The sequence below is a fragment of the Pseudomonas sp. NFIX49 genome (genome assembly GCF_900115915.1).
Lineage (GTDB): Bacteria > Pseudomonadota > Gammaproteobacteria > Pseudomonadales > Pseudomonadaceae > Aquipseudomonas > Aquipseudomonas pharyngis.
This window is the reverse complement of the sequence record NZ_FOYE01000004.1, coordinates 28561-53032: the sequence shown is the minus strand read 5'-3', so window position 1 is coordinate 53032 and position 24472 is coordinate 28561. Positions and strand designations below refer to the sequence as shown.

Below are 24472 nucleotides of genomic sequence, written 5' to 3'. Positions count from 1 at the left end.
ATATCGCATTGGAGGGGAAATTCAGTCAAGTTTTGAAACAAATCTCCTCGAAGGTTTTTTACAGTTGATCCAGCTCGATGGGTTTTCCAATTTCATTGCGTCGCGAGTGAATGATCAACGCCAAATACTGATCGTCCAGCCGTTCAATAACCGCCTCATACAATGATGCGGAAAGCAGGACAGCTAAAACTTGACTGTGCTTTTGTAAAACGACTGGCTCATATTTGACATCCTTGATTACCGCATCAAAATTTTCTTTAAAAGCCTCGACACTGATCATTTTTACCGGGGGGAATCTTTGCATTTTTCAGCTTCCAGTCTTCTTTGAAATCGGAAGCTACCCCAGATAGAGAGGGCGATTGAGGATATCCTGTGACGAAATTTTACGCTGACTAAGCGCCCCGCCCCTTCCTCAACATCACATCCAGCTGATCCACCACCTCCGCCCAATCCGCATCATCGAGAATCTCGTCCCGCAGGAAATCCGCCTGGCTCTTGCTCCAGAAAAACGCATCGCACAGGTGCAGTTCGGGTTTGAGCGGGGAATGGGTGGCGATGAACTGGTCGATGCTGACCGGGTCGTTGTCCAGGCCGAGTTGCTTGAACAGGGATGGGAGGCTGTGCGTCGGGTTTTCCATGTCGGAACTCCTGCGAGATTTATAGGGTATGAAAGATTTTTCGCGAGCAAGCCCGCTCCACAGGTTTAGCGCAGAACCTGTGGGAGCGGGCTTGCTCGCGATTGGCGTCGGCACAGACGCTGAAAAGCTACTGACTCAACTCCCGCACCTGCGCATGCGGCACCATTTTCAGGAATTCGGGCATGCTCATGTGCAGCAGGTTGTTGTGGTTGCCGGCTTCCAGGTAGATGTCTTTCTGCCGGGTCAGCAGCGGGTCGATGACCATGTCCAGTCCGTAGGAATCCCCCAGTGGCGGTACGGCGCCGCGTTCGCAGTCGTCGAAAATGTGCGCCAGATTGCTTTCGCGGGTGATCTGCCATTCGCCGCTGCTGCGCACCTTGCTCAAGTCCAGGTGGCGGCTGGCGGGCAGCACCGCCATCAGGTAGTGCCCGTGGCGGTCGTCCAGAATCACCGATTTGGCCACCCGTTCTGCGGCAATCCCGGAGACCCGCGCCGTTTCCAGGCTGCTGGACGAGTGCGGGTGGGTGACGATGTCATATTCGCATTGCGCCCGGTTGAGGCTGCTCTGCACTTTCTTGGCCATACGCATGATGCACCTCGGTGCCCGCCGACGCTGCGCGGCGGACGGTAATGAAACGCTGTGGCTGTCCTTCAAAGTCTAGTCCCGTCGGCCGCGCACACAGGGAAATCCGCCCACTGGCGGGGCGGGGAGAATTGATCAAAATTCATCCAGCCACAGCCTCAACTAGACTGTAAGAACAACCCCTGACTCTCGCGGAGGGTCACGTGAACATCCGTTGCTGTGCGTTTGCCCTGGTGCTGCTGAGTGGAACGGTGGTTGCGGCGGACGGTCCGTTTACCGCCGTCAGTCCGGTCGGCCTGTGGCTGATTACCTTGGGCATCACATTTCTGATCGCCGAAGCCGCGCTGCCCAACTACGGGCTGATCGGCCTCGGCGGTATCGTCATGTTCGTGATCGGCGCGCTGATCCTGAGCAACGCCGAACTGCCGGTACCGATGATGATCGGCCTCGGTCTGGTCAGTGCCCTGTTGCTGATCGCGCTGCTGGTCCGCGCCCTGAAAACCCGACCGCGCCACCCGGTCAGCGGCGATGCCGGCCTGCTCGGCAGTGTCACGGCGGTTACCGTGGTGCAACCGGAAGACAGCCGCAACGGCTGGGTGCAGTTACAAGGAGAACGCTGGCAGGTGCTGAGCGCCACGCCGCTGCACACCGGGCAACCGGTGCGGGTGGTCGGACGCAAGGGTCTGTTGCTGCAAGTGGCCGCGACTGACGCGGCACCGCTCGGAGAGTGATCATGGGTCTGCAAATCGGTTTTGTCGCGCTGCTGCTGTTGCTGATCGCCCTGGCTGGCTCGACGTTCCGCATCCTGCGCGAATACGAACGCGGGGTGGTGTTCCAGCTCGGACGCTTCTGGCAGGTCAAGGGGCCGGGGCTGATCCTGCTGATTCCGGTGGTGCAGCAAATGGTCCGGGTCGATCTGCGCACCATCGTCCTCGACGTGCCGCCGCAAGACGTGATCACCCGCGACAACGTCTCGGTGAAGGTCAACGCGGTGCTGTACTTCCGCGTGCTTGACCCACAGAAAGCGATCATCCAGGTCGAAGACTTCCTCATGGCCACCAGCCAACTGGCCCAGACCACCCTGCGCGCGGTCCTCGGCAAACATGAGCTGGACGAACTGCTGGCCGAACGCGAACGCCTGAACATCGACATCCAGCAAGTGCTCGACGCCCAGACCGACGCCTGGGGCATCAAGGTCGCCAACGTCGAAATCAAGCACGTCGACCTCAACGAGTCGATGGTGCGCGCCATCGCCAAACAGGCCGAAGCCGAGCGCGAACGGCGCGCCAAGGTGATCCACGCCGAAGGCGAATTGCAGGCCTCGGAAAAACTCATGCAGGCCGCCGAAATGCTCGGTCGCCAGCCCGGCGCCATGCAACTGCGCTACATGCAGACCTTGAGTTCGATTGCCGGGGACAAGAGCTCGACCATCGTCTTTCCGTTGCCGATCGAACTGCTCAAGGGCATGGCAGATTTGTCAGGTAAATCCTGAGGCAAAAGCTCGCAGTCGGCAGCGGCGTCTATAGAGGGGCGGCTTTAGTCGAGTGGTGGCTGGGGGATGAACAGGCGTGCCTTGGCGCCGCCGGCATGGATTTCGGCGCCGGGCTGCCAGGTGGCGGGTAAGGGTGAGAATTCTTCCGCAGCGTCGAACGTCCCGACCAGCCAGACCCGTCCATGCCCCGGCAATTGCGCGAGGCTGTCCAGATAGATGTCGCGGCTCACCAGTGTGCCGAAGCCGTACTCATTCGGTTGTGTCGAACGGCCGTCCGCTGTCGGCGGAGTAAAGAGGCGCACCTGCGCACCGCTGCGGTCGTAATAGACGTAGCTCAAGTACCAGAGCATGTCGCTGGTGACGATACGATCGCCTGGCAGGAAATGCTGATTGACGTAATTCACCACGCGATCGAACTGATCATCGCTGTCGACGTTGGCGTTGTTGTTCACGCCGAGCAGTTCCACGCCGATCAGTGAGACCAACACCGCCAAAGCGAGCAACCGTGCGTGGCTGTACAAACGGTCAATGGCTAACGCCGCCAGCATCGGCAACCCCAGGGCGTACGCCGTCAAATAGCGCTCGACGAAGACCGGCGTGATGAACGACACCGCAAATACCAGCAGCAGCGGCAGTCCGGTGTACAGCGCCAACAGCATACTGCCGCGCGACACGCTGCGATCGCGCATCACCGCGACAGCCGCCAGTGCCAGCAATGCCAGGGGCAACGCTGCGAACGTCAGCAGCGGTAACGTATCGCCATCGTCCTGCATCAACCACGACCAGATCATCGACGGCAGCGAACTCAAGGTGACGGCCGGCTCCCAGCCGACATCGCCGCCGGCCCTGAGCTGTTCCATGTGCTGCATCAAGTCGAGCAGATTGGGCAGCCAGGGCAGGTACAGCACGATGATGGCCAGGTTCGCCAGCCACCAGTTCCAGCGCTGGATATGGCGGAATCGATAACCGCGCTGTACGCGGATCGCGATCAGGTAGAGCCAGTGACACAAAACCGCGAGAACGGCGAAGTAGTGGGTGTAGAAGGCCGCGCTCATCAACAACGCGTAAATCACCAGATAGCGGTTTCGCTGGGGGCGCCTGATCCAGTAAACCAGCGCCAGGCTCGCGGCGAGCAACAGCCCTCCGAGCAACGCGTACATGCGCACTTCCTGGCTGTAGCGCACCGCTGTCGGCAGCAGCGCCAGCAACAGACCGGCGATGAAGGCTGCCCGGCGTGTGGCCAGGCGATCCACCAGCCAGACGCCCAACCCGACCGCCGCGATGCCGGCCAGCGCACTCAGGCAGCGGATCGCGAAGATGCCGTCACCGAACAGCTCGATCCAGCCATGCAGCAGTATGAAGTACAGCGGCGGATGCACATCGAAGGCCGCGTGCTTCCAGATTTCGCTCAACGGATAGCGCGCCAACAGCAGACTGGACCCTTCATCGCCCCAGATCGCCGCCGCCGTCAGGTCATAAAAACGCACGAACGCCGCCAGCGCGAGGATCGGCCACAGCCAATGATGTTTTACCCAGCGCACCCAGCGCAGGCTGCCGAACCAGGAGCCGGGTGCGGCAAAGGGATCTTGCGTGTCGCCCATTGGCGTGACTCTGTTAACCGCCATTGCTTCCTCTTGCCGCGCCGTTGCGCCACGAGAGTATGACGCGCCAACCTGCTCATCACTTTAGGTCAGCCACAGCAGAACCGTCGACGCCGGCTGGCGCTTTCGCGACACTCGGCAACACGGCGGCCCGGTTCTCGTCTGGGTACACCGACTCCCATCCCCCACCCAGCGCCCGGTACAGCCCGACCATCGCCAATGAAACGCCGGTGGAGCTTTCCACCCATTGTTCCTGGGTGGCGAGCAGTGCGCCTTGCACAGTGAGGACGTTGACGAAGTCGACCACGCCCTCGACGTATTGCTGTTGCGCGGTGCGCAGGGCGATCTGGTTCTGGCGCACGGCTTCGGCGAGGCTGTCGCGGCGGCGCTGGCTGGCGTTGTAGGCGGTCAGTTGGTCGTCGATTTCGTGCCAGGCGCGCAGGACGGTCTGTTGATAACCGATCGCCGCTTCCTGCTGCTGGGCTTCGCGCAGTTGCAGCACGCCGCGCAAGCGGCCGCCGTCGAACAGCGGCAGGCTGAATTGCGGGCCGATGCCGAAGGCGCGTGAGCCCCAGGAACCGAAATCGCTGAGCTGCATGGCTTGCGAGCCGAGATTGCCGGACAGGGTGATGCGCGGATAGAAATCGCCCTTGGCCACGCCGATGTTGGCGGTGGCGGCATGCAGACGGGCTTCGGCCTGGCGAATGTCCGGGCGGCGTTCGGCCAGTTGCGACGGCAGGCCGATGGCGACGGTCAATGGCGACTGCGGCACCGGCGCGTCTGTGGATAACTCTTGAGCCAAGGCCTGTGGCGGTTCGCCCATCAACAGGCTGATGGCGTTGATCAGTTGCGCCTGACGTTGCTCCAGCGCCGGCAGGCGCGATTCGATGGCCGCCACCTGCGCGGCGGCTTCGGCGACGTCGAGATCGGTGGCCACGCCATCGTTGAGGCGCAGTTGCGAGAGCTTCAGGCTGTGCCGCGCCACCTCGAGGTTCTGCTCGGTGACCGCGCGGGTGTTCTGCACGCCGCGCAGCTGGATGTAGTTCTGCGCGGTGTCCGCGAGCACCGCCAGCAGCACACCGCGACGGTCGTTTTCCGCGACTTCGAGGTTGGCATCGGCCGCTTCGGTTTCCCGGCGCACACGGCCCCAGAAATCCAGTTCCCAGGAGGCGGAGAAACCGGCGTCCCACAGGTTGAACGCGGAATCGCCGTTGTGCCCGGACGGGTCGTTCAAGCCTTCACCGCTGTTGCGTTTGCGCGCGTAGCTGCCGGTGGCGGCGGTCGTCGGATAGCGGTCGGCGCTGATCACCTGACGGGCAGCGCGGCTTTGTTGCAGACGGCTGCTGGCCAATTGCAGATCGAGGTTGCTGCGCAAGGCGCGCTGAGTCAGGGCCGAGAGCTGTGCGTCGTGAAAGACTTCCCACCAGCGCTCGTTCAACGGTTCGCTGACGGCCTGGCTGGGGGCACTTTTTGACGGTTTTGCCCACTCGGCAATCCGGGTGGTTTCGGGTTTCTGGAAGTCCGGGCCGACGGTGCACGCCGCCAACGCCGACAGACTCAGGACAACCGTCATGGACTGAAAGCGCTTCATCGCTGCGTCACCTCACGCACCGATGTCATCGAGCTTTCGGTATCGATGCTCGCTTCCACCGACATCCCGACCCGCAAGCGTTCGGCCAGCGGCTGCCCCGGATCCAGCAAAACCTTCACCGGAATCCGCTGCACGACTTTGGTGAAGTTGCCGGTGGCGTTGTCCGGTTTGACCGCCGCGAAGGTCACGCCGGTAGCCGGGGCGATGCTTTCGACACGGCCGGTGAGGGCTTCGCCGCCGAGGCTGTCGACCCGCACGACCACATCCTGCCCCGGCTGCACGTCGGTGAGCTGGGTTTCCTGGAAGTTGGCGACCACATAGGCCTGTTTCAGCGGCACCACCGCCAGCAGTTTGCTGCCCGGCGTCACATAGGCGCCGACCCGTACGGCGCGCTCGCCGATCATGCCGTCTTGGGGCGCGGTGATGCGCGTGTAGGACAGCTCGAAACTGGCGATTTCCAGCGCGGCCTGAGCGTGCTTCAAACTGCCTTCGGCAGCATCGCGCTGCGCCGTCAGAATCTCGACCTGCTTACGTTCCGCTGCCAGTTTCGCGGTGGCCGTGTCCAGCCGCGCAGAAGCCTGATCGATCCGGGTGCGCGCCTGCTGCGCGTTCTGCACGGTGCCGGCACCGACGCCGGCCAAGTGGTTGTAGCGGTTCAATTCCTGCTGGGCGAAGGCCATTTCAGCCTTGGCCGATACCACCGACGCCTGCGCCTGTGCGATCACCGAAGTTTGGCGCTCCAGAGTGGCCTTGGCGTTCTGCAACTGCGCGCGGGCCACCAGGGTTTGCGCATCGGCGGCTTCGGCGGCGGCGCGCAGGTCGCGGTCATCGATCAGCGCCAGCAACTGCCCGGCCTTGACCTGCTGGTTGTCTTCCACCAGCACCTCTTTGATGAATCCGGCCACACGCGGCACCACCAGGGTGAAGTCGGCAGAAACGAATGCATCGTTGGTGTTCTGCTGGGTGCGTTTGCCGAACAGGCCGGGCATCGCCAGATACACCAGCACACCAACCGCCAGCGCAGCGGCTACGGCCACCGCGAGTTTTTGCTTTGCTTGAGTCGTCATAAAAACCTTCTGTTTCAGTCAGGTCGGCGCGCGCGGCGGAAAGATCCGCGTCGGCAGCCAGAAAATCAGCAGGATCAGCGCCACCGCGACGCCAGCCATGCACAGATAAAGATCCGAAGAAGTCAGCACCACCGCCTGTTCGTGCAAGCGATGGGCGAGGCCGGGGTCGTTGCTCGCGGCCAGCGGCGAATTGCCGAGACGATCGACCAGCATCGTCGAGTGAAAATGCAGGCGCGAAGTGGTCAGCGCCTCGATCACGCCGGTGGCGACCACCGCCGCCAAGCCTTTCACGGTGTTGAACCAGGCCGAGGCGAACGGCCCGTCCTGGGGCTGGATGCTGCCGGTCGACAACATCAACAACGGCAGCACCGCCATCGGCTGGCCGAAAATCTGCAGCCATTGCAGGACGTAGAAATCGTCGCGAATCCATTCCGAGGTCAGTTGCGAGCCGCCCAGACACGACAGGGTCAACATGCTTAAACCCACGCCGAGCACCCAGCGGCAATCGACCCAGCGCAGGTTGCACAGCGCCGCCACCAGCGGCAGCGCGATCAACTGCGGCAACGCCGCGATCAGCATGATCGGCGCAGTCTGTACCGGCCGGTAACCCTGCACCTGAGCCAGATAACTCGATGGAATCAGCACCACCGCCAGCAGCACCACCAGCACGCCGGCCAACGTCATCAGTGCGAACGACAGGTTGCGGATGCCGAGCATCTGTAACTTGAAAAACGGAATCGGTTGCGACCATTCATTGATCAGAAACGCCACCAGCAACAACGAACCGGCGCCGAGCAAAGCGCAGATCAGGTTCGACTCGAACCAATCCAGGCGATTGCCCTGCAACAGACCGATCACCAGCATGCAGATCGCCGGAAAGCCCAGCAGCAGGCCTTTCCAGTTAAATGTTTTGAGGCGTTCCAGACGCAGCGGATCCTGCGGCAAGCCATAGGCGACAGCGGCCATGGCGATCAGGCACGGCACGATGATTTGCCAGAACGTCCATTGCCAGCCGACATATTCGGTCCACAACCCCGCCAGCGGCGTGCCGAGACCGGGGCCGAACGTCGCGGTCAGGGCGTAACCGGCGAGGCCGTAAAGCTTGATGTTGGCCGGCAGGAATCGCAGCGCAACGGTCATCAGCATCGGCGGCAACGCGCCGCCAGCCAGGCCTTGCAGGATGCGCATCAGCAGCAGGCTTTCATAGTTCGGGGCGAACGGACAGAGCACCCCAAGCAGGGTGAACACACCGATGGCGCAGAGGGTGAAGCGACGCAGGGAAAAGGTCACCGAGCACCACGGCGCGAATGCCATGGCCGCCACCGAGGTCGCGGTGTAGCTGGCGACCAGCCAGGTGCCTTCGTCGTAACCGATGCTCAGGGCGCCGCGAATGTCGGCCAGGGCGACCTTGGTCACCATCTCGTTGAGACCCGACACCAGCACCGCCAGCAGCACGCCGACCAGACCGATGATGATCCGCGCCCCGAACACCGGTGGCGCGGCTGCCATCGGAGCGGTTGCGGCGATCGGCGCCGTGACCGTCAGGGATGTCATGCAAGCAAACTCCGGAGGGAAAAATACCGGAGCATGGTAGTAGGGCTTAGTGCTGACGAAAATTGACTTCTTGGCAGTTTATAAGTGCACCAGACGCAATTGTCAGGGCTGTGCCGCCAGCCAGGTTTCGTCGCAGCAGGTCTTGAGGGTTTCCCGCAGCCAGCGGTGGGCCGGATCCTTGTCGAAACGCGGGTGCCAGGCCTGGGTCAGCATCAGGGTCGGCAACGGGACCGGCAGATTGAACGAGCGCAGCTTCAAGCCCAGCCGCCGCACGCTGAGTAGCGCTTCCTTGGGCACCGGCAGGATCAGGTCAGAGTCCGGCAGGGCGAACATCGCCGCGTGGAAACTCGGCGCAATCACTGCCACCCGCCGCTCCAGCCCCAGGGCATTCAAAGCGGTGTCGATGGGCCCACGGGCGATGCCCCGGCGGGACATGCTGATGTGGGAAAAACCGGCGTAACGTTCGGCCGTGATCTCGCCATCCAGCAGCGGATGATCCTCGCGCACCAGACCGACAAAGTGGGTGGAAAACAGGTTCTGCACTTTGACTTCCGGCGTCACCGGGCGGGTGTTGCTCACGCTCAGATCGATCCGCCCTTCGCGCAGGGCTTCATCGTCACCGTCACCTTCGGGCACGAAGCGCAGTTCACAGTGCGGCGCCAGTTGATCGAGGGTGTCGAACAGCTTGCCGCCGTACACCCCGACGAAAAAATCGTTGGCACGAATGCTGAAGCGCCGGCGCAACGTGCCCAGTTCCACGGCGTCCGCCGAGCGGAAAAGCAACGCCGCCTGCTCGACCACATCCCGCACCTGCTCGCGCAGCTCCATCGCCTTGGGCGTTGGCACCAGACCGCGACCGGCACGCACCAGAATCGGATCGCCAATGGCTTCGCGGATCCGCGTCAGCGTGCGGCTCATGGCCGCCGGGCTGAGGTTCATCCGCCGCGCGGCGCCGACCACGCTGCCCTCGTCGAGCAAAGCGTCGAGGGCGACCAACAGGTTCATGTCCGGGAGTTGCATACTGAGCACTCATGACCGATCAGGATTGATTCGCACGCAATGCTAGCAGATCAGAAAATCAGCGCTGCATCCCCCAGCGCTTCACCGTCACCCGCTCCAGCGTGTCGAACACCAGGTTCTCCACCAGCAAACCGATGAGGATCACCACCGCCAGACCGGCAAACACCTTGTCGGTGTACAACTCATTGCGGTTCTGGAAGATGTACCAGCCCAAACCACCCTTACCGCTGGTGGCACCGAACACCAGTTCGGCGGCGATCAGGGTACGCCAGGCGAATGCCCAGCCGATTTTCAGTCCGGCGAGGATTGATGGCAGCGCCGCCGGAATCAGGATGAACAGCACGAAGCGCATGCCCTTCAAACCGTAGTTGCGCCCGGCCATGCGCAGGGTTTCCGAGACGCCGAGAAACCCGGCGTAAGTGTTCAGCGCCAGCGCCCACAGCACCGAATGCACCAGCACGAAAATCAGGCTGTTCTGCCCCAGGCCGAACCACAGCAACGCCAGCGGCAACAGCGCAATCGCCGGCAGCGGGTTGAACATCGAGGTCAGGGTGCTGAGCAAGTCCCGGCCAACCTGGGTCGAAACCGCCAGCGTGGTCAGGGCGAAGGCCAGGACGATGCCGATCAGGTAACCCTTGATCAGCACCACCAGCGAAATCCACACCTTGCCCAGCAGTTCGCCGCTGAGCAGGCCGTCGTACAGCGCATGACTGGTCTGCAAAAAGCTCGGCAGCAACAGGTCGTTGTTTTGCACCCGGGCGACCACCTCCCAGAGCACGGCGAGCAAAATCAGGATCACGCTTTTGCGCAGCCAGCCCTGTTGCCACAGGCGCTGGCCCAGCGGCAGCTCGCGCTCCACCGGAACGCTGGTCAGCGGTTGCAGATCGTTTTCGAATTCTTGACGTACGGATGATGAATGGCTCATCGGGCAATCCTCCAGGCGGCTCAATAAGCGATGCGGATATCAGTGAAATCCAGTTCGCGCTCGGTTTCCGGCGACTGGCCTTCATCGAACAGCAATCGGTGAATGCGCCGCGCCGATTCCTGAAACGCTACACCGCCGAGGCTGTGCAAATCGTATTGATGACTGTGCACTTCCGCCCTCACCCGCCCTGGATGCGGCGACAACAGCAGGATCCGATTGCCGACCACCAGCGCTTCTTCAATCGAGTGGGTGACGAACAACAAAGTGAAACGCACCTCCTCCCAGAGCAGCAGCAATTCCTCCTGCATCTTGCGCCGGGTCAGGGCATCCAGCGCGGCGAACGGCTCGTCCATCAGCAGGATTTTCGGCTGCATCGCCAGCGCCCGGGCAATCGCCACCCGCGCCTTCATGCCGCCGGACAAGGTGTGCGGATAGGCATCGGCGAACGCCGCCAGACCGACTTTCTCCAGGTAATGCAGCGCACGCTCTTCAGCTTCCTTTTTCTTCAGCGTGCGCGAAGCCAGCAGCGGAAACATCACGTTCTGTTTGACGGTTTTCCACGGTGGCAGTTGATCGAACTCCTGAAACACCACGATCCGGTCCGGTCCCGGCGCGTCGACTCGCTGGCCCTGCAGACGGATCTCGCCCTCGCACGGTGCAATGAACCCGGCGACGGCTTTGAGCAAGGTGGATTTACCGCAGCCGGACGGACCGAGCAGCACGAAGCGATCCTGTTGATCGACTTCGAAACTGACCTGATGGGTGGCCCGCACGACGCGCTGCGGCGTGCGGTATTCGAGGCTGACCTGATCGACCGCCAACAGCGCTTGCGCAGTGGCGATCGGGTTGCTGGCCGCGTGGCCTTGCAAAGGGGCGTTCATGTCGATCAGCTCCCCTGCAACGGTTTGGCGTCCTGGAAGAAGTAGTCCTTCCACGATTCGGGTTTGTTCTTGATCGCGCCGACGCGGTAGAGGAATTCGGCGAGCGGGTAGGTGTTTTTCGGCGTGACGCTGAATTCAAACTGCGGGTTGTCGATGATTTTCAGCAACGCGGCGCGGTCGATCTTGGCCTTGGTCACGCGGATATAAGTGTCCGCCGCCGCGCCTTTATCGTTCTGCGCAAATTGCGCGGCTTCGGTCAGCGCTTCGACGAACGCCTTGTAGGTTTTCGGGTTCTCGTTGCGGAATTTCTCGGTGGCGAACAGCACGGTCGGCGAGTTCGGGCCGAGCACGTCATAGGAGTTGAGCACCACATGCACGTTCGGATTTTCCAACGCCTGATCCTGGAACGGCGGGTTGGAGAAGTGCCCGGTCAGCTCGGTGCCGCCGGCGATCAACGCAGCAGTGGCGTCCGGGTGCGGAACGGCGATGGTGTACTTGTCGAGGCGGTTGAATTCCTTGTCGCCCCACTGTTTGGCCGCCGCGTATTGCAGGAAGCGCGACTGCACCGAAACGCCCACCGCCGGCACCGCGATGCGGTCCTTCTCGGTGAAGTCGGCGATGGTTTTGACCTTGGGATTGTTGCTGACCAGGTAGTACGGGAAGTTGCCCAGTGAGGCCACGGCTTTGACGTTTTGTTTGCCGTGGGTGCGATCCCAGATCGTCAGCAACGGCCCGACACCGGCGCCGGCAATGTCGATGGAACCGGAGAGCAGTGCATCGTTGACCGCCGCGCCGCCGGACAACTGGGTCCAGTCGACCTTGATGTCGAGGCCTTCCTGCTTGCCGTACTTCTCGATCAGTCCCTGATCGCGCACCACATTGAGCAATAAATAGACAATACCGAACTGTTCGGCGATACGGATTTCACCTTCGGCGTGGGCCGCGGTCGGCGCCACCAGGCTGCCGGCGATCAGGCTGAACCCGAGGCCGATGGCCGCTGCCAGCGGTGCGAATGGAAGACGTTTGGACATGATCGGATCTCCGGCGAATCAGAAAGGCGCGTCGCCCTGGATGGTCGTGCGATACAGCTTGCGGCGCAGGTGCGCAGGGCAACCGGCGGCAAGGTGGATCAGCGAGCGGTTGTCCCAGAACACCAGGTCGTGGGGCTGCCATTGATGGCGATAGATGTTCTGCGGCAGCACGCTGTGGGCGTAGAGCTCGTCGAGCAGTTGTTTGCTCTCGTCCTCCGGCAGACCGACGATGCGGGTGGTGAAGCCTTCGCTGACGAACAACGCCTTGCGGCCGTTTTCCGGATGGGTGCGGACCACCGGGTGCACGACCTCGGCGACCTGGGCCAGTTGCTCCGGGGTCAGGGTCGGGCGCCAGTTGCCTTCGAATTTGGTTTCGCTGTAGCGCGCGGTGTAGGAATGCGCAGCCGAGCGGCCTTCAACGGCTTTGCGCAGCGCGTCGGGCAGGCTGTCCCAGGCTTTGTGCATGTCGGCGAACAGGGTGTCGCCGCCTTCGGACGGCAGCTCTTGGGCGTGCAGCATCGAGCCAAGGCTCGGCAGCTCTTTATAGGAAAGGTCCGAGTGCCAGAACTTGCCGGCATCGCCGAGGCCGATGTTCTGGCCGTTTTCGACGATGTTGGAAACGATGAGGATTTCCGGGTGATTGGCCAGCAGGAACTGCTTGAGCACGTGGATCTGCAACACGCCGAAGCGGCGGCTGAAGTCGATCTGCTGTTGCGGGGTGATGCGCTGGTCGCGGAACACCACGACGTGGTGATCGAGGTGCGCGCGGTGGATGCGGGCGAAGTCTTCGTCGTTGACCGGACGGGTCAGGTCGAGGCCGATGATCTCGGCGCCGACGGCACCGCTGAACGGGCGGACTTCGAAGGTTTGCGGCGCGGCAGTCGCGGCGCTTGGGGTAGCAGTAGCTGCGGACATCAATCAATCTCCCACGCACGGCGCGCTCGATGGCGCGCGCGTCGATCAGAAACTCACGCTGGATTGCGTGTTGGTTCGTGTCGTGCGGCGCGCCGATTGGTCGGCAGGTACGCAGGAGGCTGACTTTATAGCTATAAGAAGCGGAATTTAAATACTGTTAACGAATAACGATATGGCGAATGCTTAGGAATGGACTGGTTGGTGAGTGACCGTTTGTGTCACTTCTGGACGGAATGTGTTGTTCCGACAGACGCCTCGCGAGCAGGCTCGCTCCCACACTTGATCTCCAGTGAACGCAAAATTTGTGTTCGACTCAGATCGAATGTGGGAGCGAGCCTGCTCGCGATGAGGCCATCAGCCTCGAATCAGCGTTCGTGCAACGCCTCGGCCCGCGCCCGGATGATCGGCTTGAGCAGATAGCTCAGCACGGTCTTCTTGCCGGTGATGATGTCCACCGACGCTACCATCCCCGGAATGATCAGCAACGGCTTCTCGTCGGTGCCGAGATGGCTGCGTTCGGTGCGCAGTTTGATGACGTAGTAGGTGGTTTTCTTGTCTTCGTCGGTGATGGTGTCGGCGCCGATCTGCTCAAGCTTCGCCTTCAAACCGCCGTAGATGGTGTAGTCATACGCGGTGAATTTCACCGTGGCTTCCTGGCCCGGATGGAGGAACGCGATGTCCTGCGGGCGGATCTTCGCTTCGACCAGCAGCGTGTCGTCCAACGGCACGATTTCCAACAGGTCGCTGCCCGGCTGGATCACGCCGCCGATGGTGTTGACCAGCATCTTGTTAACGATACCCCGCACCGGCGAGGTGACGAGCGTACGGCTGACCCGGTCTTCCAGCGCCTTGCCGGTGGCCTGGGCCTTGTTCAGGTCGGTGCGCGCCTCGTTCAACTGAGTCAGGGCTTCGCTGCGGAATTTGCCGCGGGTCTCGTCGATCTTGCGCTGTACTTCCTTGATCGCCGATTCGGCGCGCGGGATCGCCAGGGTGGTGGCGTCGAGCTGACCACGGGTTTCCACTTCGGCACGCTTGAGTCGCAGCACTTCCACCGGCGATACCGCGCCCTGAGCCACCAGCGGCTCGGACATGTTGATTTCCTGGCGTTGCAGACCCAGTTGCTGACGGTATTGCGCCTGCTTCGAGGTGAATTCGCGCAGCTCCTGCTGGCGCTGAATCAACTGTTCCTGCAGGCCACCGACCTCGTCGTGCAGTTGCTGGCGACGGCTGATGTACAACGACTCTTCGCTCTTGGCCTGACCCGGCACGGCTTTGAGCACGTCCTCGGGGAAGTTCAGCGGCCGGTCATCGACCTCGGCGCTCAGGCGCTCGACCCGCAGCAGCATCGACAGGCGATCAGCCTCGGTTTCACCGACGTTGGAGGCGAAACGCGTGTCATCCAGGCGTACCAACGGTGCGCCGGCTTCGACGATCTGGCCTTCCTTGACGAACAGCTCGGAGACGATACCGCCCTCGAGGTTCTGGATTTTCTGGATCTTCGACGAGGGAATCGCCTTGCCGTCGCCCTTGGTCACTTCGTCGATGACGGCGAAGTTGGCCCACAGCATCAGGAACACGAAGAAACCGATGATCGCCCAGATCGTCAGCCGCACCACGCGCGGCGCGTCCTCGATCAAGGCCTTGTTGACCTCTGGCAGCGGCTGGCCCTGCAGCGATGCCGAGCCCTTGAAGTAGCGGCGGATCGAATCCTTGAAACCCGACTTAAGCAACACTGATCTGCCCCTTCTTCAACGCTTCCATGACGGCCGCTTTCGGGCCGTCGGCGAGAATCTGCCCACGGTCGACCACCAGCAGGCGATCGACCAGCGACAGCAGCGATGCCCGGTGCGTCACCAGCACCACGGTCTTGTTTTCCACCACCGCCGCGAGGCGTTGCTTGAGGCGTTCTTCGCCGGTGTTGTCCATGGCGCTGGTCGGTTCGTCGAGCAACAGAATCGGCGGATTGAGCAACAGCGCCCGGGCCAGGGCGACGTTCTGGCGCTGGCCACCGGACAGGTTCTGCCCGCGCTCGCCGACTTGCAGCTCATAACCCTGCGGGTGCAATCGGGCGAATTCGTGGACGCCGGCCAGTTCAGCGGCCTGCAAGACAAGTTCGTCTTCGACGTAACGAGCGCCGGAAATCAGGTTGTCGCGCAGGGTGCCGGCCAGCAGCTGGATGTCCTGCGGCACGTAGCCGATGTTGTAGCGCAGCTCGCTGACGTCGATCTGGCGGATGTCGACGCCATCCACCAGCAACGCACCATCGTCCGGCTGATAGAGGCCGACCAGCAATTTCGCCAACGAACTTTTGCCCGAGCCGCTGCGGCCGATGATGCCGATCTTCTCGCCGGGACGGATCACCAGGTTGATGTTCTTCAGGGCCGGGTTCTGTTGTTCCGGGTAGGTGAAGCTGAGCTGGCGGCATTCGATCGCGCCTTGCAGCACCTTGCGGCTCAGCGGGCGCTCTTCGAAATTGCGCTCTTGAGGCAACTCCATCATCTGGTCGACCGAAGTCATTGTCACCCGCGCCTGCTGGTAGCGGGTCAGCAGACCGGACAGCGACGCCAGCGGGCTGAGGGCACGGCCACTGAGCATGTAGCAGGCGATCAGGCCGCCCATGCTCAGGTTGCCGGCGATGATCTGGTACACGCCGAAGACGATCATGATCACCCCGGCCAATTGCTGGATCAGCAGGGTGATGTTCATCGCCAGACCGGAGAGCATTTTCACCCGCAGCTCGAGACGGCTGAGGGTGCCGATGGTCTGTTCCCACTGGTACTGGCGTTCGCTTTCGGCGTTGTTGACCTTCACCGCGTCGAGGCCGGCGAGGGTTTCGATCAGGCTCGACTGACGCTCGGCGCCGAGGGCCATGGTGCGTTCCATGGTTGCCACCAGCGGTTTCTGCAAGGCATAGCCGATCAGCAGCGCAATCGGGAAGGCCAGCACCGGAATCCACACCAGATGCCCGCCGAGAATCGCGATGACAATGAAGATCAGGATGGTGAACGGCAGGTCGATCAGGCTGGTCAGGGTCAGCGAGGCGAGGAAGTCGCGCAGACTCTGGAACTCATGAATGTTCTGGGCAAAGCTGCCGACCCGCGCCGGGCGGTATTTCATGGCCATGCCGACGATGCGTTCAAACAGCGTGGCGGAGATGATCAGGTCGGTTTTCTTGCCGGCCAGATCCAGGCACAGGCTGCGCAGGCTCTTGAGGATCAGGTCGAACAGATAGGCGCCGGTGATGCCCAGCGCGAGCACCCACAGGGTCGCTTCGGCCTGGTTCGGCACCACGCGGTCGTAGACATTCATCACGAACAGCGGCGCGGCCATGGCGATGATGTTGATCAGGAAACTGGCGGCGATGGCGTCGGCGTACAGCCAGCGCGAACGCTTGAGGGTGTCGCGAAACCACGAGCGCGCACGCGGGATCAGCGTGCCGTGGTTGACGTCGAATTTGTGCTGGGGCTGGGCGAAGAACACTTTGCCGATGTAGTCGTCGGCCAGCAGCTCGCGGCTGACCAGGGATTCGCCGCCGTCGCTTTCGCTGAGCAGCACCCGTGCTTCGTTCTCACCCTGCCAGCCGAGCAGGACGGCACTGCGGCCATCCTTGAGCAGCAACAGCGCCGGCATGGCAATCGCCGGAATTTCTTCGAGCTTGCGCTGCAGCACCCGCCCTTGCAGCCCGGCGCGCGCCGCTGCACGGGGCAGCAGCTCGACACTCAGGCGTTGTTTGGGCAGCGGCAGGCCGGTGGTCAGCATCGCCGCGCTGGCAGGTTTCTGGTGGAGCATGCAAAGAGCGAGCAGACCATCCAGTAAAGGATCGTCGTGCAACGCGCGTGGATCATGACTGAGATGAACTCGACTGACTTCTGATTCCACGCTCGACACTCTTTAGCAGTTGAAAAGGGACAACTCAATTCATCCCAGGCAGCTGAACCTTGGGCTTCACGTCGTTCTGCACAACGGATGCCAAGGGTGCGACCACTCCCTGGCTCTTGAGCAATTCGCCCATGGTCGCCTTGATTCGATACTGAGTAAATAACTGAATGTTTTTGATTTCAGCCAGACGCCGCGAAGCGGTGAACAGCTCGTTTTCGCTGTCGAGCAAATCCAGCAGGGTCCGTTCGCCGAGGCTGAACTGGCGCTGGTAAGCAGTGCGCACCGAGGTGCTGTGATCAACGTACTGCTGAGCGATCGGCACCTGGGCGTTGGCGTTGTTCAGGGCGTTCCAGGCCAGGCCCAGTTCTTCATTCAATTGGCGCAAGGCGTTGTTGCGGATATCCAGCGCCTGGTTCGACAGGTAGGACTTGGATTCCAGATCCGCCTTGTTGCTGCCGCCCGAATACAGGTTGAAGCGCATGCGCAACATGGCCTGCCATTCGTTGTTGTGACCGTTCTGGCCGTCGAGATCGTTGTCGGCAGTGCGGCCCAGCTCGGCGTCGAAGCGCGGGTAGAAGGTCGACTTGGCAGTCTCGTATTGCTTTTCAGCCGCGGCGATATCGGACTCGGCCGAACGCAGGATCGGGCTGTTTTCCAGCATCTGCTGGCGCGCTTCATTCAGGTTGGCCGGCATCATCGCCATGAACGGCGCCGGACGCTCCAGCTGATCGGGCATCTGGCCGACGGCGCTGAGGAAATTGGTTTCCGAGTCGGCGAGGTTGGTCTGCTCGGTGATCAGGTTGTTGCGGGCCTGGGCCATCCGCGCTTCGGCCTGATCGAGGTCGGCACCGCTGCCGACGCCGCGCTGGGTGCGCAGCTGGATCTGGTCGTAGATGCGTTGGTGACTTTTGAGGTTTTCTTCGGCCAGACGCACGAATTCGCGACGGGTCAGCACATCCAGATAAACCTGGGCCACGGTCAGCGCGGTGCGTTCGGAAGTGCCGAGCAGGGAATACGCGCGGGAGTTGACGGTGGCTTGTTGACGCCCGACTTCACTGGACGTCGCAAAACCGTCAAAAACCATTTGCGACAGACGTAAACTTGACTCGCTGCGGTTCAGGGTTTCCCAGTGATTGCCGCCACCATTGGCGCGGGTGGTTACGCTGTCGGTGCCTTCACGACCATAACCGCCCAGCAGATCGACCTTGGGCAGGTATCCACCTTTTGCAGCCTTTAATTGATAATCCGCGGCCAGCCGACTGTTGACCCCTGCCTGGATTTCCGGATGGACATCCAGCGCCTGCTGCATGGCTTCTGGTAAGGATTGTGCTTGTACGAAAGAGGCGGCGAGAGCGAAGGGTAGAGCCTTGAACAGGTGCGAACGCATGGTAAAGATTTCCCAGAACTTCTTGTCTTGAATCACAGCAAATTGGTGAGCTGCGTCGGAAGATGGCAACCGGAATGACCGTATGTCGGAAAGTTTAAAACCGGAACTGGATCACACGCTGAAGGGCAGGTCGCCGCATAAATATCAATGTGACATTACTGGGACGATTGTTTAGGATGGCACCCAGAAGGTCAATAGTTTGGCATAAAGTTAATAGCGAAAGAATCTAGCCAAAATATTGACGAACAGCAGCGTCAACTTTGCTTTATCTTTTTTTAAAAGTACGTCCAGACTGAATCGGCGCAGACAGCCATCAGGTCTATGGAAGTCAACTGAACGTGACACCCGGAGAGTCTTCAATGAGCAGTGTTGTTGCCATCGTCAAAAGCATTGTCGGTCAGGTTTTCGTGGTGTCCCCAGAGGGCGTCCGTCGCGTACTCGTTGAAGGCGACCGGCTGTTTGCCGGCGATCAGGTCGACACCGGCGTTTCCGGCGCCGTGTCCCTGGAACTGGCCGATGGCCGCACGATCGATCTGGGCCGTGACACTCAGTGGAGCGCCGATACCCCGGATTCCAGCACCGACCTGGCCGAAGCCACCGCGCAAGCCGCGCCGTCGGTAGAAGAGCTGCAACAAGCCATCGCCGCCGGTGTCGACCCGACCACCGCTCTTGATGCCACCGCTGCCGGCCCGAGTGCCGCGGGGACTGGCGGTGCCGCCGGCGGTGGTCACAGCTTCGTGATGCTCGATGCGACCGCCGGCCGCGTCGACCCAACCATCGGTTTCCCGACTGCGGGCATCAACGCTGCAGGCCAGGCCGCGCAGAACATCCCCGGCGGCCAGACCACCGACACCAACGCCAATGCCCTGCGCGAATCGACCCTGAACCTCAGCGCCACGCCGAGCATCACCGAAGCCGGCGGCGTGCTGGTGTACACCGCAACGCTGACCCAGGCGCCGCTGACCGACCTGACCATCACCCTGTCCAACGGTGCGGTGATCGTGATTCCGGCCGGTTCCACCACCGGCACCGTCAACGTGCCCCTGGCGCCGAACGACACTGTTTATAACGACCCGACCCAGATCGACGTGACCGTCACCGGTACCACCGGCGGCAACGGCATCACCGTGACCCCGCCGACCACCCCGGCCACGACCCAGGTCACCGACACCATCGACACCACCACCGTCACCCTGACGGCCGGCCCAAGCGTGACCGAAGGCGGTCAGATCACCTACACCGCGACCCTGACCAACCCGGCGCAGACGCCGGTGACCGTCACGTTGTCCAACGGCTCGACCATCACCATCGGCGCCGGCCAGACCACCGGCACCGTCAACGTGCCGACCGCACCGAATGACGTCTATAACAACGGCAGCACCGTCACCACCACCATCACCGGTGCCACGGGCGGCAACTTCGAAAACCTGGTGCCGAACCCGACACCGGTGGTGACCACCATCACCGACTCGATCGACAATACCGGCCTGACCCTGACCGCTACCGGCACTGTGGTCGAAGGTGGCCAGATCACCTACACCGCGACCCTGACCAACCCGGCGCAGACGCCGGTGACCGTCACCCTGTCGAACGGTTCGACCATCACCATCGGCGCCGGCCAGACCACCGGCAGCGTCAACGTGCCGACCGCACCGAATGACGTCTACAACAACGGCGGCACCGTCAGCACCACGATTACCGGCGCTACCGGCGGCAATTTCGAGAATCTGGTGCCAAACACGACGCCAGCGACTACTACCGTCACCGACTCCATCGACACCACCAACCTGTCGCTGAGCGCCACCGGTTCCGTGGCGGAAGGCGGTTCGATCGTCTACACCGCGACGCTGAGCAATCCTGCGGGTACGCCGGTGACCGTGACGTTGAGCAACGGCGCCGTCATCACCATTGACGCCGGTAAAACCATCGGCACCGTGACCGTTCCGGCGCCTGCCGATGACGTCTACAAAGACGCGGGCAAGGTCGAAGTCACCATCAAGGACGCCACCGGCGGCAACTTCGAGAATCTGGTGCCAAGCACTGTTCCCGCTGTCACCGAAGTGACTGACACCATCGACACGTCGACGGTCAAACTGACGGCTGATACTTCGGTTGCAGAAGGCGGCACCGTTACTTATACCGCTACGGTTGGCGCACCAGTCACCGGTTCGCCGGTGACTGTCACTTTGTCCAACGGTCAGACCATCACCATCGAAGTGGGTAAAACCACCGGCACCGTGACCACCACCGCGCCGAACGACGCATTGGCTGGCAACGCACCGCTGACCAACTCGATCACCGGCGTTTCCGGCGGCAATTACGAAAATCTGGTGGCCGACAAGACCCCGGTCTCGACCACGGTTACCGACGTTGCCGACACCACCAACCTGACCCTGAGCGCCACCGGCACTGTCGCCGAGGGCGGTTCGATTGTTTACACCGCGACGCTGACCAATCCTGCGGGCACCCCGGTGACCGTGACGTTGAGCAACGGCTCCGTCATCACCATCGAAGCGGGTAAAACCACTGGCACCGTGACCGTTCCGGCGCCTGCCGATGACGTCTATAAAGACGCCGGCAAAGTCGAAGTGACCATCAAGGACGCCACCGGCGGCAACTTCGAGAACCTGGTGCCAAGCACTGTTCCGGCTGTCACTGAAGTCACCGACACCATCGACACCACCACGGTCAAACTGACCGCGACAGAGTCAGCGGCCGAGGGCGGCACCGTCACTTATACCGCGACAGTTGGAGCGCCCGTAACTGGCTCGCCGGTCACCGTAACCCTGGCTAACGGCCAAAGCATCACGATTGAAGTGGGCAAGACCACCGGCACCGTGACCACCACAGCACCGAACGACGCATTGGCCGGCAACGCACCGCTGACCAACGCGATCACCGGCGTGAGCGGCGGCAACTACGAGAATCTGGTCGCCGACAAAACCCCGGTCAGCACCACCGTGACCGACACCGTCGACACCACCAACCTGACCCTGAGCGCCACCGATTCCGTGGCCGAGGGCGGCTCGATCATCTACACCGCGACGCTGACAAATCCGGCCGGCACGCCGGTGACCGTGACCTTGAGCAACGGCGCGGTCATCACCATCGAAGCCGGCAAGACCACCGGCACCGTGACCGTTCCAGCGCCTGCCGATGACGTCTACAAGGATGCCGGCAAAGTCGAAGCGACCATCACCGGCGCAACCGGTGGCAACTTCGAAAACCTGGTGCCAAGCACTGTGCCGGCCGTGACCCAGGTCACCGATACCATCGACACGTCGACCGTCAAACTGACCGCGACCGAGTCGGCGGCGGAAGGCGGTACCGTTACTTACACCGCGACGGTGGGCGCCCCGGTAACCGGCTCGCCTGTGGTTGTGACCCTGGCCAACGGTCAGGCGATCACCATCGAAGTCGGCAAAACCACCGGCACCGTGACTACCACGGCGCCGAACGACGTACTGGCCGGCCATGAACCGCTGACCAACTCGATCACCGGTGTGAGCGGCGGTAACTACGAAAACCTCGTGGCCGACAAAACGCCGGTCAGCACCACCATCACCGACACCGTCGACACCACCACCGTATCGCTGACCGCCACCGGCAACGTCAACGAGGGCGGGCAGATCGTCTACACCGCGACCCTGACCAATCCGGCCGGCACCCCGGTGACCGTGACGTTGAGCAACGGCTCCGTCATCACCATCGAAGCCGGCAAAACCACTGGCACCGTGACCGTTCCCGCACCAGCCGATGACGTCTACAAAGACGCCGGCAAAGTCGAAGTGACCATCAAGGACACTTCCGGCGGCAACTTCGAAAACCTGGTGGCCAACCCGACGCCAGCGGTGACCAACGTCGCCGACACCATCAACACCACGCACCTGACCCTCAGCGCCGAAAGCTATGTGCTCGAAGGCACGTCGATCACTTACACCGCAACGCTGACCAACGCCGCGCAGACGCCGGTGACCGTCAACCTGAGCAACGGCCAGACCATCGTTATCGAGGCCGGCAAGACCAGCGGTTCGGTGACCATCCCGGCGCCGAGCGATGACGTCTACAAGGATGTCAGCAAGCTCACCGTGACCATGACCGATGCCAGCGGCGGCAACTTCGAGAAGCTCGACGTCAGCAAGACGCCGGTCAGCACCACGGTCAACGACACCATCGACAAGACCACGCTGACCCTGAGCGCCAGCGACACCGTCAGCGAAGGTGGCCAGATCACCTACACCGCGACCCTGAGCAACCCGGCCGGCACTGCCATGACCGTGACCCTGGCCAACGGCGCGGTGATCAACATCGCTGCCGGTGCCACCAGCGGTTCGGTGAATTTCCCTGCGCCGGCCAATACGCCTTACATTGATGGCGGCAAGGTGCAGACCGCGATTGCCAGCCACAGCGGCGGCAACTTCGAACAGGTCGATGCCAACCGTACGGCTGTGGTGACCAAAGTCACCGACACCGTCGACACCACCAACATCAGCCTGAGCGCCACCGGTTCGATCGCCGAGGGCGGTTCGATCGTCTACACCGCGACCCTGACCAACCCGGCCGGCACGGCCATGACCGTGACCCTGAGCAACGGCGCGGTGATCAACATCGCCAAAGGCGCGAGCACCGGCACCATCACCGTCGCCGCACCGAGCGACGACGTGTACAAGGACGCCGGCAAAGTCGACGCCAGCATCACCAAGACCACCGGCGGCAACTTTGAAAACCTGGTGGTCGACAAGACCCCGGCGGTGACCGACGTCACCGACACCATCGATACCAGTACCGTTTCCCTGAGCGCCACGGCCAGCACCGTTGAAGGCGGCGTGGTGGTTTACACCGCCTCCGTCACCGCACCGGTGACCGGCTCGCCAGTGGTCGTGACCCTGTCCAACGGCCAGACCATCACCATCCCGGTCGGCGCCAGCAGCGCCAGCGTCAACTACACCGCGCCGAACGATGCACTGGCCGGCGGCAACACGCTGAGCGTGAAAATCGACGGCACCAGCGGCGGCAATTACGAAAACCTGGTCGCCGACAAGACGCCGGCCGTGACGTCAGTCACCGACACCGTCGACACCACCAACCTGACCTTGAGCGCTACAGGTTCCGTGGCCGAAGGCGGTTCGATCGTTTACACCGCCACGCTGACCAATCCGGCTGGCACGCCAGTGACCGTGACCCTGAGCAACGGCTCGGTGATCACCATCGAAGCGGGTAAAACCACTGGCACCGTGACCGTTCCGGCTCCGGCCGATGACGTTTACAAAGACGCCGGCAAAGTCGAAGTGACCATCAAGGATGCGTCCGGCGGCAACTTCGAGAATCTGGTTCCGAGCACCGTTCCGGCCGTCACTGAAGTGACTGACACCATCGATACGTCGACCGTGAAACTGAGCGCCGATACGTCGGTGGCCGAGGGTGGCACCGTCACCTACACCGCCACTGTTGGCGCTCCGGTGACTGGCTCGCCGGTCACCGTGACTCTGGCCAACGGTCAGTCGATCACCATCGAAGTGGGCAAAACCTCCGGTACCATCACTACCACCGCGCCGAACGATGCACTCAACGGTCACACACCGCTGAGCAACTCGATCACTGGCGTGAGCGGCGGCAACTACGAAAACCTGGTGGCCGACAAGACTCCCGTCAGCACCACGGTAACCGACACCGTCGACACCACCGACCTGACACTGACCGCGACCGGCACCGTGGCCGAAGGTGGCTCGATCACCTACACCGCCACCCTGACCAATCCGGCCGGTACTCCGGTCACCGTGACGTTGAGCAACGGCTCCGTCATCACCATCGAGGCCGGTAAAACCACCGGCACCGTGACTGTCGATGCACCGAAAGACGATGTCTACAAAGACGCCGGCAAGGTCGAAGTCACCATCAAGGATGCAAC

Annotated in this window: 18 protein-coding genes; 3 read left to right on the top strand and 15 right to left on the bottom strand. The window is 62.1% G+C overall.

Annotation, left to right across the window (positions count from 1 at the left end; genetic code table 11):
• Positions 1–58: 58 nt before the first annotated feature.
• The 3 genes from BMZ46_RS12165 to BMZ46_RS12155 all read right to left on the bottom strand — a co-directional run bounded on the left by BMZ46_RS12165 (position 59) and on the right by BMZ46_RS12155 (position 1227).
• Positions 59–304 (bottom strand): type II toxin-antitoxin system Phd/YefM family antitoxin, encoded by a 246-nt coding sequence (locus tag BMZ46_RS12165; RefSeq protein WP_081353107.1) that lies wholly within the window; start codon positions 302–304, stop codon positions 59–61.
• Positions 305–392: 88 nt separating this feature from the next.
• Positions 393–638, bottom strand: coding sequence for a DUF2789 domain-containing protein (locus BMZ46_RS12160; RefSeq protein WP_074689349.1), 246 nt, complete (start codon positions 636–638; stop codon positions 393–395).
• 127 nt (positions 639–765) lie between these two features.
• Positions 766–1227, bottom strand: coding sequence for an aminoacyl-tRNA deacylase (locus tag BMZ46_RS12155; protein ID WP_007957669.1), 462 nt, complete (start codon positions 1225–1227; stop codon positions 766–768).
• 197 nt (positions 1228–1424) lie between these two features.
• Between BMZ46_RS12155 and BMZ46_RS12150 the strand changes: the two genes are divergently transcribed.
• Positions 1425–1952 carry an NfeD family protein gene (locus BMZ46_RS12150; RefSeq protein WP_039773018.1) on the top strand — a complete coding sequence of 176 codons (528 nt, stop codon included), beginning with the start codon at positions 1425–1427 and terminating at the stop codon, positions 1950–1952.
• 2 nt (positions 1953–1954) lie between these two features.
• Positions 1955–2713, top strand: coding sequence for a slipin family protein (locus tag BMZ46_RS12145; RefSeq protein ID WP_039773021.1), 759 nt, complete (start codon positions 1955–1957; stop codon positions 2711–2713).
• Between the two features lie 44 nt (positions 2714–2757).
• On the opposite strand, the gene BMZ46_RS12140 is transcribed toward BMZ46_RS12145, so the two are convergent.
• From BMZ46_RS12140 to BMZ46_RS12085, 12 genes are all read right to left on the bottom strand, one after another.
• Positions 2758–4338: a glycosyltransferase family 39 protein gene (locus tag BMZ46_RS12140; protein WP_074689347.1), complete on the bottom strand. Its 1581-nt coding sequence runs from the start codon at positions 4336–4338 to the stop codon at positions 2758–2760.
• Positions 4339–4393: 55 nt separating this feature from the next.
• A complete protein-coding gene (locus BMZ46_RS12135; protein ID WP_254778413.1) occupies positions 4394–5905 on the bottom strand; it encodes an efflux transporter outer membrane subunit in 1512 nt (503 codons plus the stop codon).
• The gene (locus tag BMZ46_RS12130; RefSeq protein WP_074689345.1) at positions 5902–6972 is read right to left on the bottom strand and encodes an HlyD family secretion protein; all 1071 of its coding nucleotides are present in this window, start codon (positions 6970–6972) and stop codon (positions 5902–5904) included. The genes BMZ46_RS12135 and BMZ46_RS12130 overlap by 4 nt, the downstream gene beginning before the upstream one ends.
• Positions 6973–6990: 18 nt before the next feature.
• Positions 6991–8526 carry an MFS transporter gene (locus tag BMZ46_RS12125; protein WP_039773028.1) on the bottom strand — a complete coding sequence of 512 codons (1536 nt, stop codon included), beginning with the start codon at positions 8524–8526 and terminating at the stop codon, positions 6991–6993.
• A 102-nt stretch (positions 8527–8628) separates the two neighbouring features.
• A complete protein-coding gene (locus tag BMZ46_RS12120) occupies positions 8629–9546 on the bottom strand; it encodes a LysR family transcriptional regulator (RefSeq protein ID WP_074689343.1) in 918 nt (305 codons plus the stop codon).
• Positions 9547–9604: 58 nt separating this feature from the next.
• Positions 9605–10471, bottom strand: coding sequence for an ABC transporter permease (locus BMZ46_RS12115; RefSeq protein ID WP_011331855.1), 867 nt, complete (start codon positions 10469–10471; stop codon positions 9605–9607).
• Positions 10472–10491: 20 nt separating this feature from the next.
• Complete coding sequence (locus tag BMZ46_RS12110) at positions 10492–11352, bottom strand: ABC transporter ATP-binding protein (RefSeq protein ID WP_007957720.1); 861 nt, start codon at positions 11350–11352, stop codon at positions 10492–10494.
• A 5-nt stretch (positions 11353–11357) separates the two neighbouring features.
• Entirely contained in the window at positions 11358–12383 is a 1026-nt protein-coding gene (locus BMZ46_RS12105) for an ABC transporter substrate-binding protein (protein WP_074689341.1), read from the bottom strand.
• Positions 12384–12401: 18 nt separating this feature from the next.
• The gene (locus tag BMZ46_RS12100; RefSeq protein WP_039773033.1) at positions 12402–13298 is read right to left on the bottom strand and encodes a TauD/TfdA dioxygenase family protein; all 897 of its coding nucleotides are present in this window, start codon (positions 13296–13298) and stop codon (positions 12402–12404) included.
• 365 nt (positions 13299–13663) lie between these two features.
• Positions 13664–15031, bottom strand: a complete 1368-nt coding sequence (locus BMZ46_RS12095) for an HlyD family type I secretion periplasmic adaptor subunit (RefSeq protein ID WP_011331851.1) — start codon at positions 15029–15031, stop codon at positions 13664–13666.
• A complete protein-coding gene (locus tag BMZ46_RS12090) occupies positions 15021–17177 on the bottom strand; it encodes a type I secretion system permease/ATPase (RefSeq protein WP_074689339.1) in 2157 nt (718 codons plus the stop codon). Before BMZ46_RS12090 ends, BMZ46_RS12095 begins: the two co-directional genes overlap by 11 nt.
• A gap of 34 nt (positions 17178–17211) precedes the next feature.
• Positions 17212–18564, bottom strand: coding sequence for a TolC family outer membrane protein (locus BMZ46_RS12085; RefSeq protein WP_011331849.1), 1353 nt, complete (start codon positions 18562–18564; stop codon positions 17212–17214).
• 359 nt (positions 18565–18923) lie between these two features.
• Between BMZ46_RS12085 and BMZ46_RS12080 the strand changes: the two genes are divergently transcribed.
• On the top strand, positions 18924–24472 hold a 5549-nt coding region (locus tag BMZ46_RS12080), incomplete at its 3' end, for a retention module-containing protein (RefSeq protein ID WP_134334013.1).

Coding starts and splice junctions, on each gene's coding strand:
- BMZ46_RS12165 (WP_081353107.1), bottom strand. CDS start 304: ATGCAAAGATTCCCCCCGGTAAAAATGATCAGTGTCGAGGCTTTTAAA.
- BMZ46_RS12160 (WP_074689349.1), bottom strand. CDS start 638: ATGGAAAACCCGACGCACAGCCTCCCATCCCTGTTCAAGCAACTCGGC.
- BMZ46_RS12155 (WP_007957669.1), bottom strand. CDS start 1,227: ATGCGTATGGCCAAGAAAGTGCAGAGCAGCCTCAACCGGGCGCAATGC.
- BMZ46_RS12145 (WP_039773021.1), top strand. CDS start 1,955: ATGGGTCTGCAAATCGGTTTTGTCGCGCTGCTGCTGTTGCTGATCGCC.
- BMZ46_RS12140 (WP_074689347.1), bottom strand. CDS start 4,338: ATGGCGGTTAACAGAGTCACGCCAATGGGCGACACGCAAGATCCCTTT.
- BMZ46_RS12135 (WP_254778413.1), bottom strand. CDS start 5,905: ATGAAGCGCTTTCAGTCCATGACGGTTGTCCTGAGTCTGTCGGCGTTG.
- BMZ46_RS12130 (WP_074689345.1), bottom strand. CDS start 6,972: ATGACGACTCAAGCAAAGCAAAAACTCGCGGTGGCCGTAGCCGCTGCG.
- BMZ46_RS12125 (WP_039773028.1), bottom strand. CDS start 8,526: ATGACATCCCTGACGGTCACGGCGCCGATCGCCGCAACCGCTCCGATG.
- BMZ46_RS12120 (WP_074689343.1), bottom strand. CDS start 9,546: ATGCAACTCCCGGACATGAACCTGTTGGTCGCCCTCGACGCTTTGCTC.
- BMZ46_RS12115 (WP_011331855.1), bottom strand. CDS start 10,471: ATGAGCCATTCATCATCCGTACGTCAAGAATTCGAAAACGATCTGCAA.
- BMZ46_RS12110 (WP_007957720.1), bottom strand. CDS start 11,352: ATGAACGCCCCTTTGCAAGGCCACGCGGCCAGCAACCCGATCGCCACT.
- BMZ46_RS12105 (WP_074689341.1), bottom strand. CDS start 12,383: ATGTCCAAACGTCTTCCATTCGCACCGCTGGCAGCGGCCATCGGCCTC.
- BMZ46_RS12100 (WP_039773033.1), bottom strand. CDS start 13,298: ATGTCCGCAGCTACTGCTACCCCAAGCGCCGCGACTGCCGCGCCGCAA.
- BMZ46_RS12085 (WP_011331849.1), bottom strand. CDS start 18,564: ATGCGTTCGCACCTGTTCAAGGCTCTACCCTTCGCTCTCGCCGCCTCT.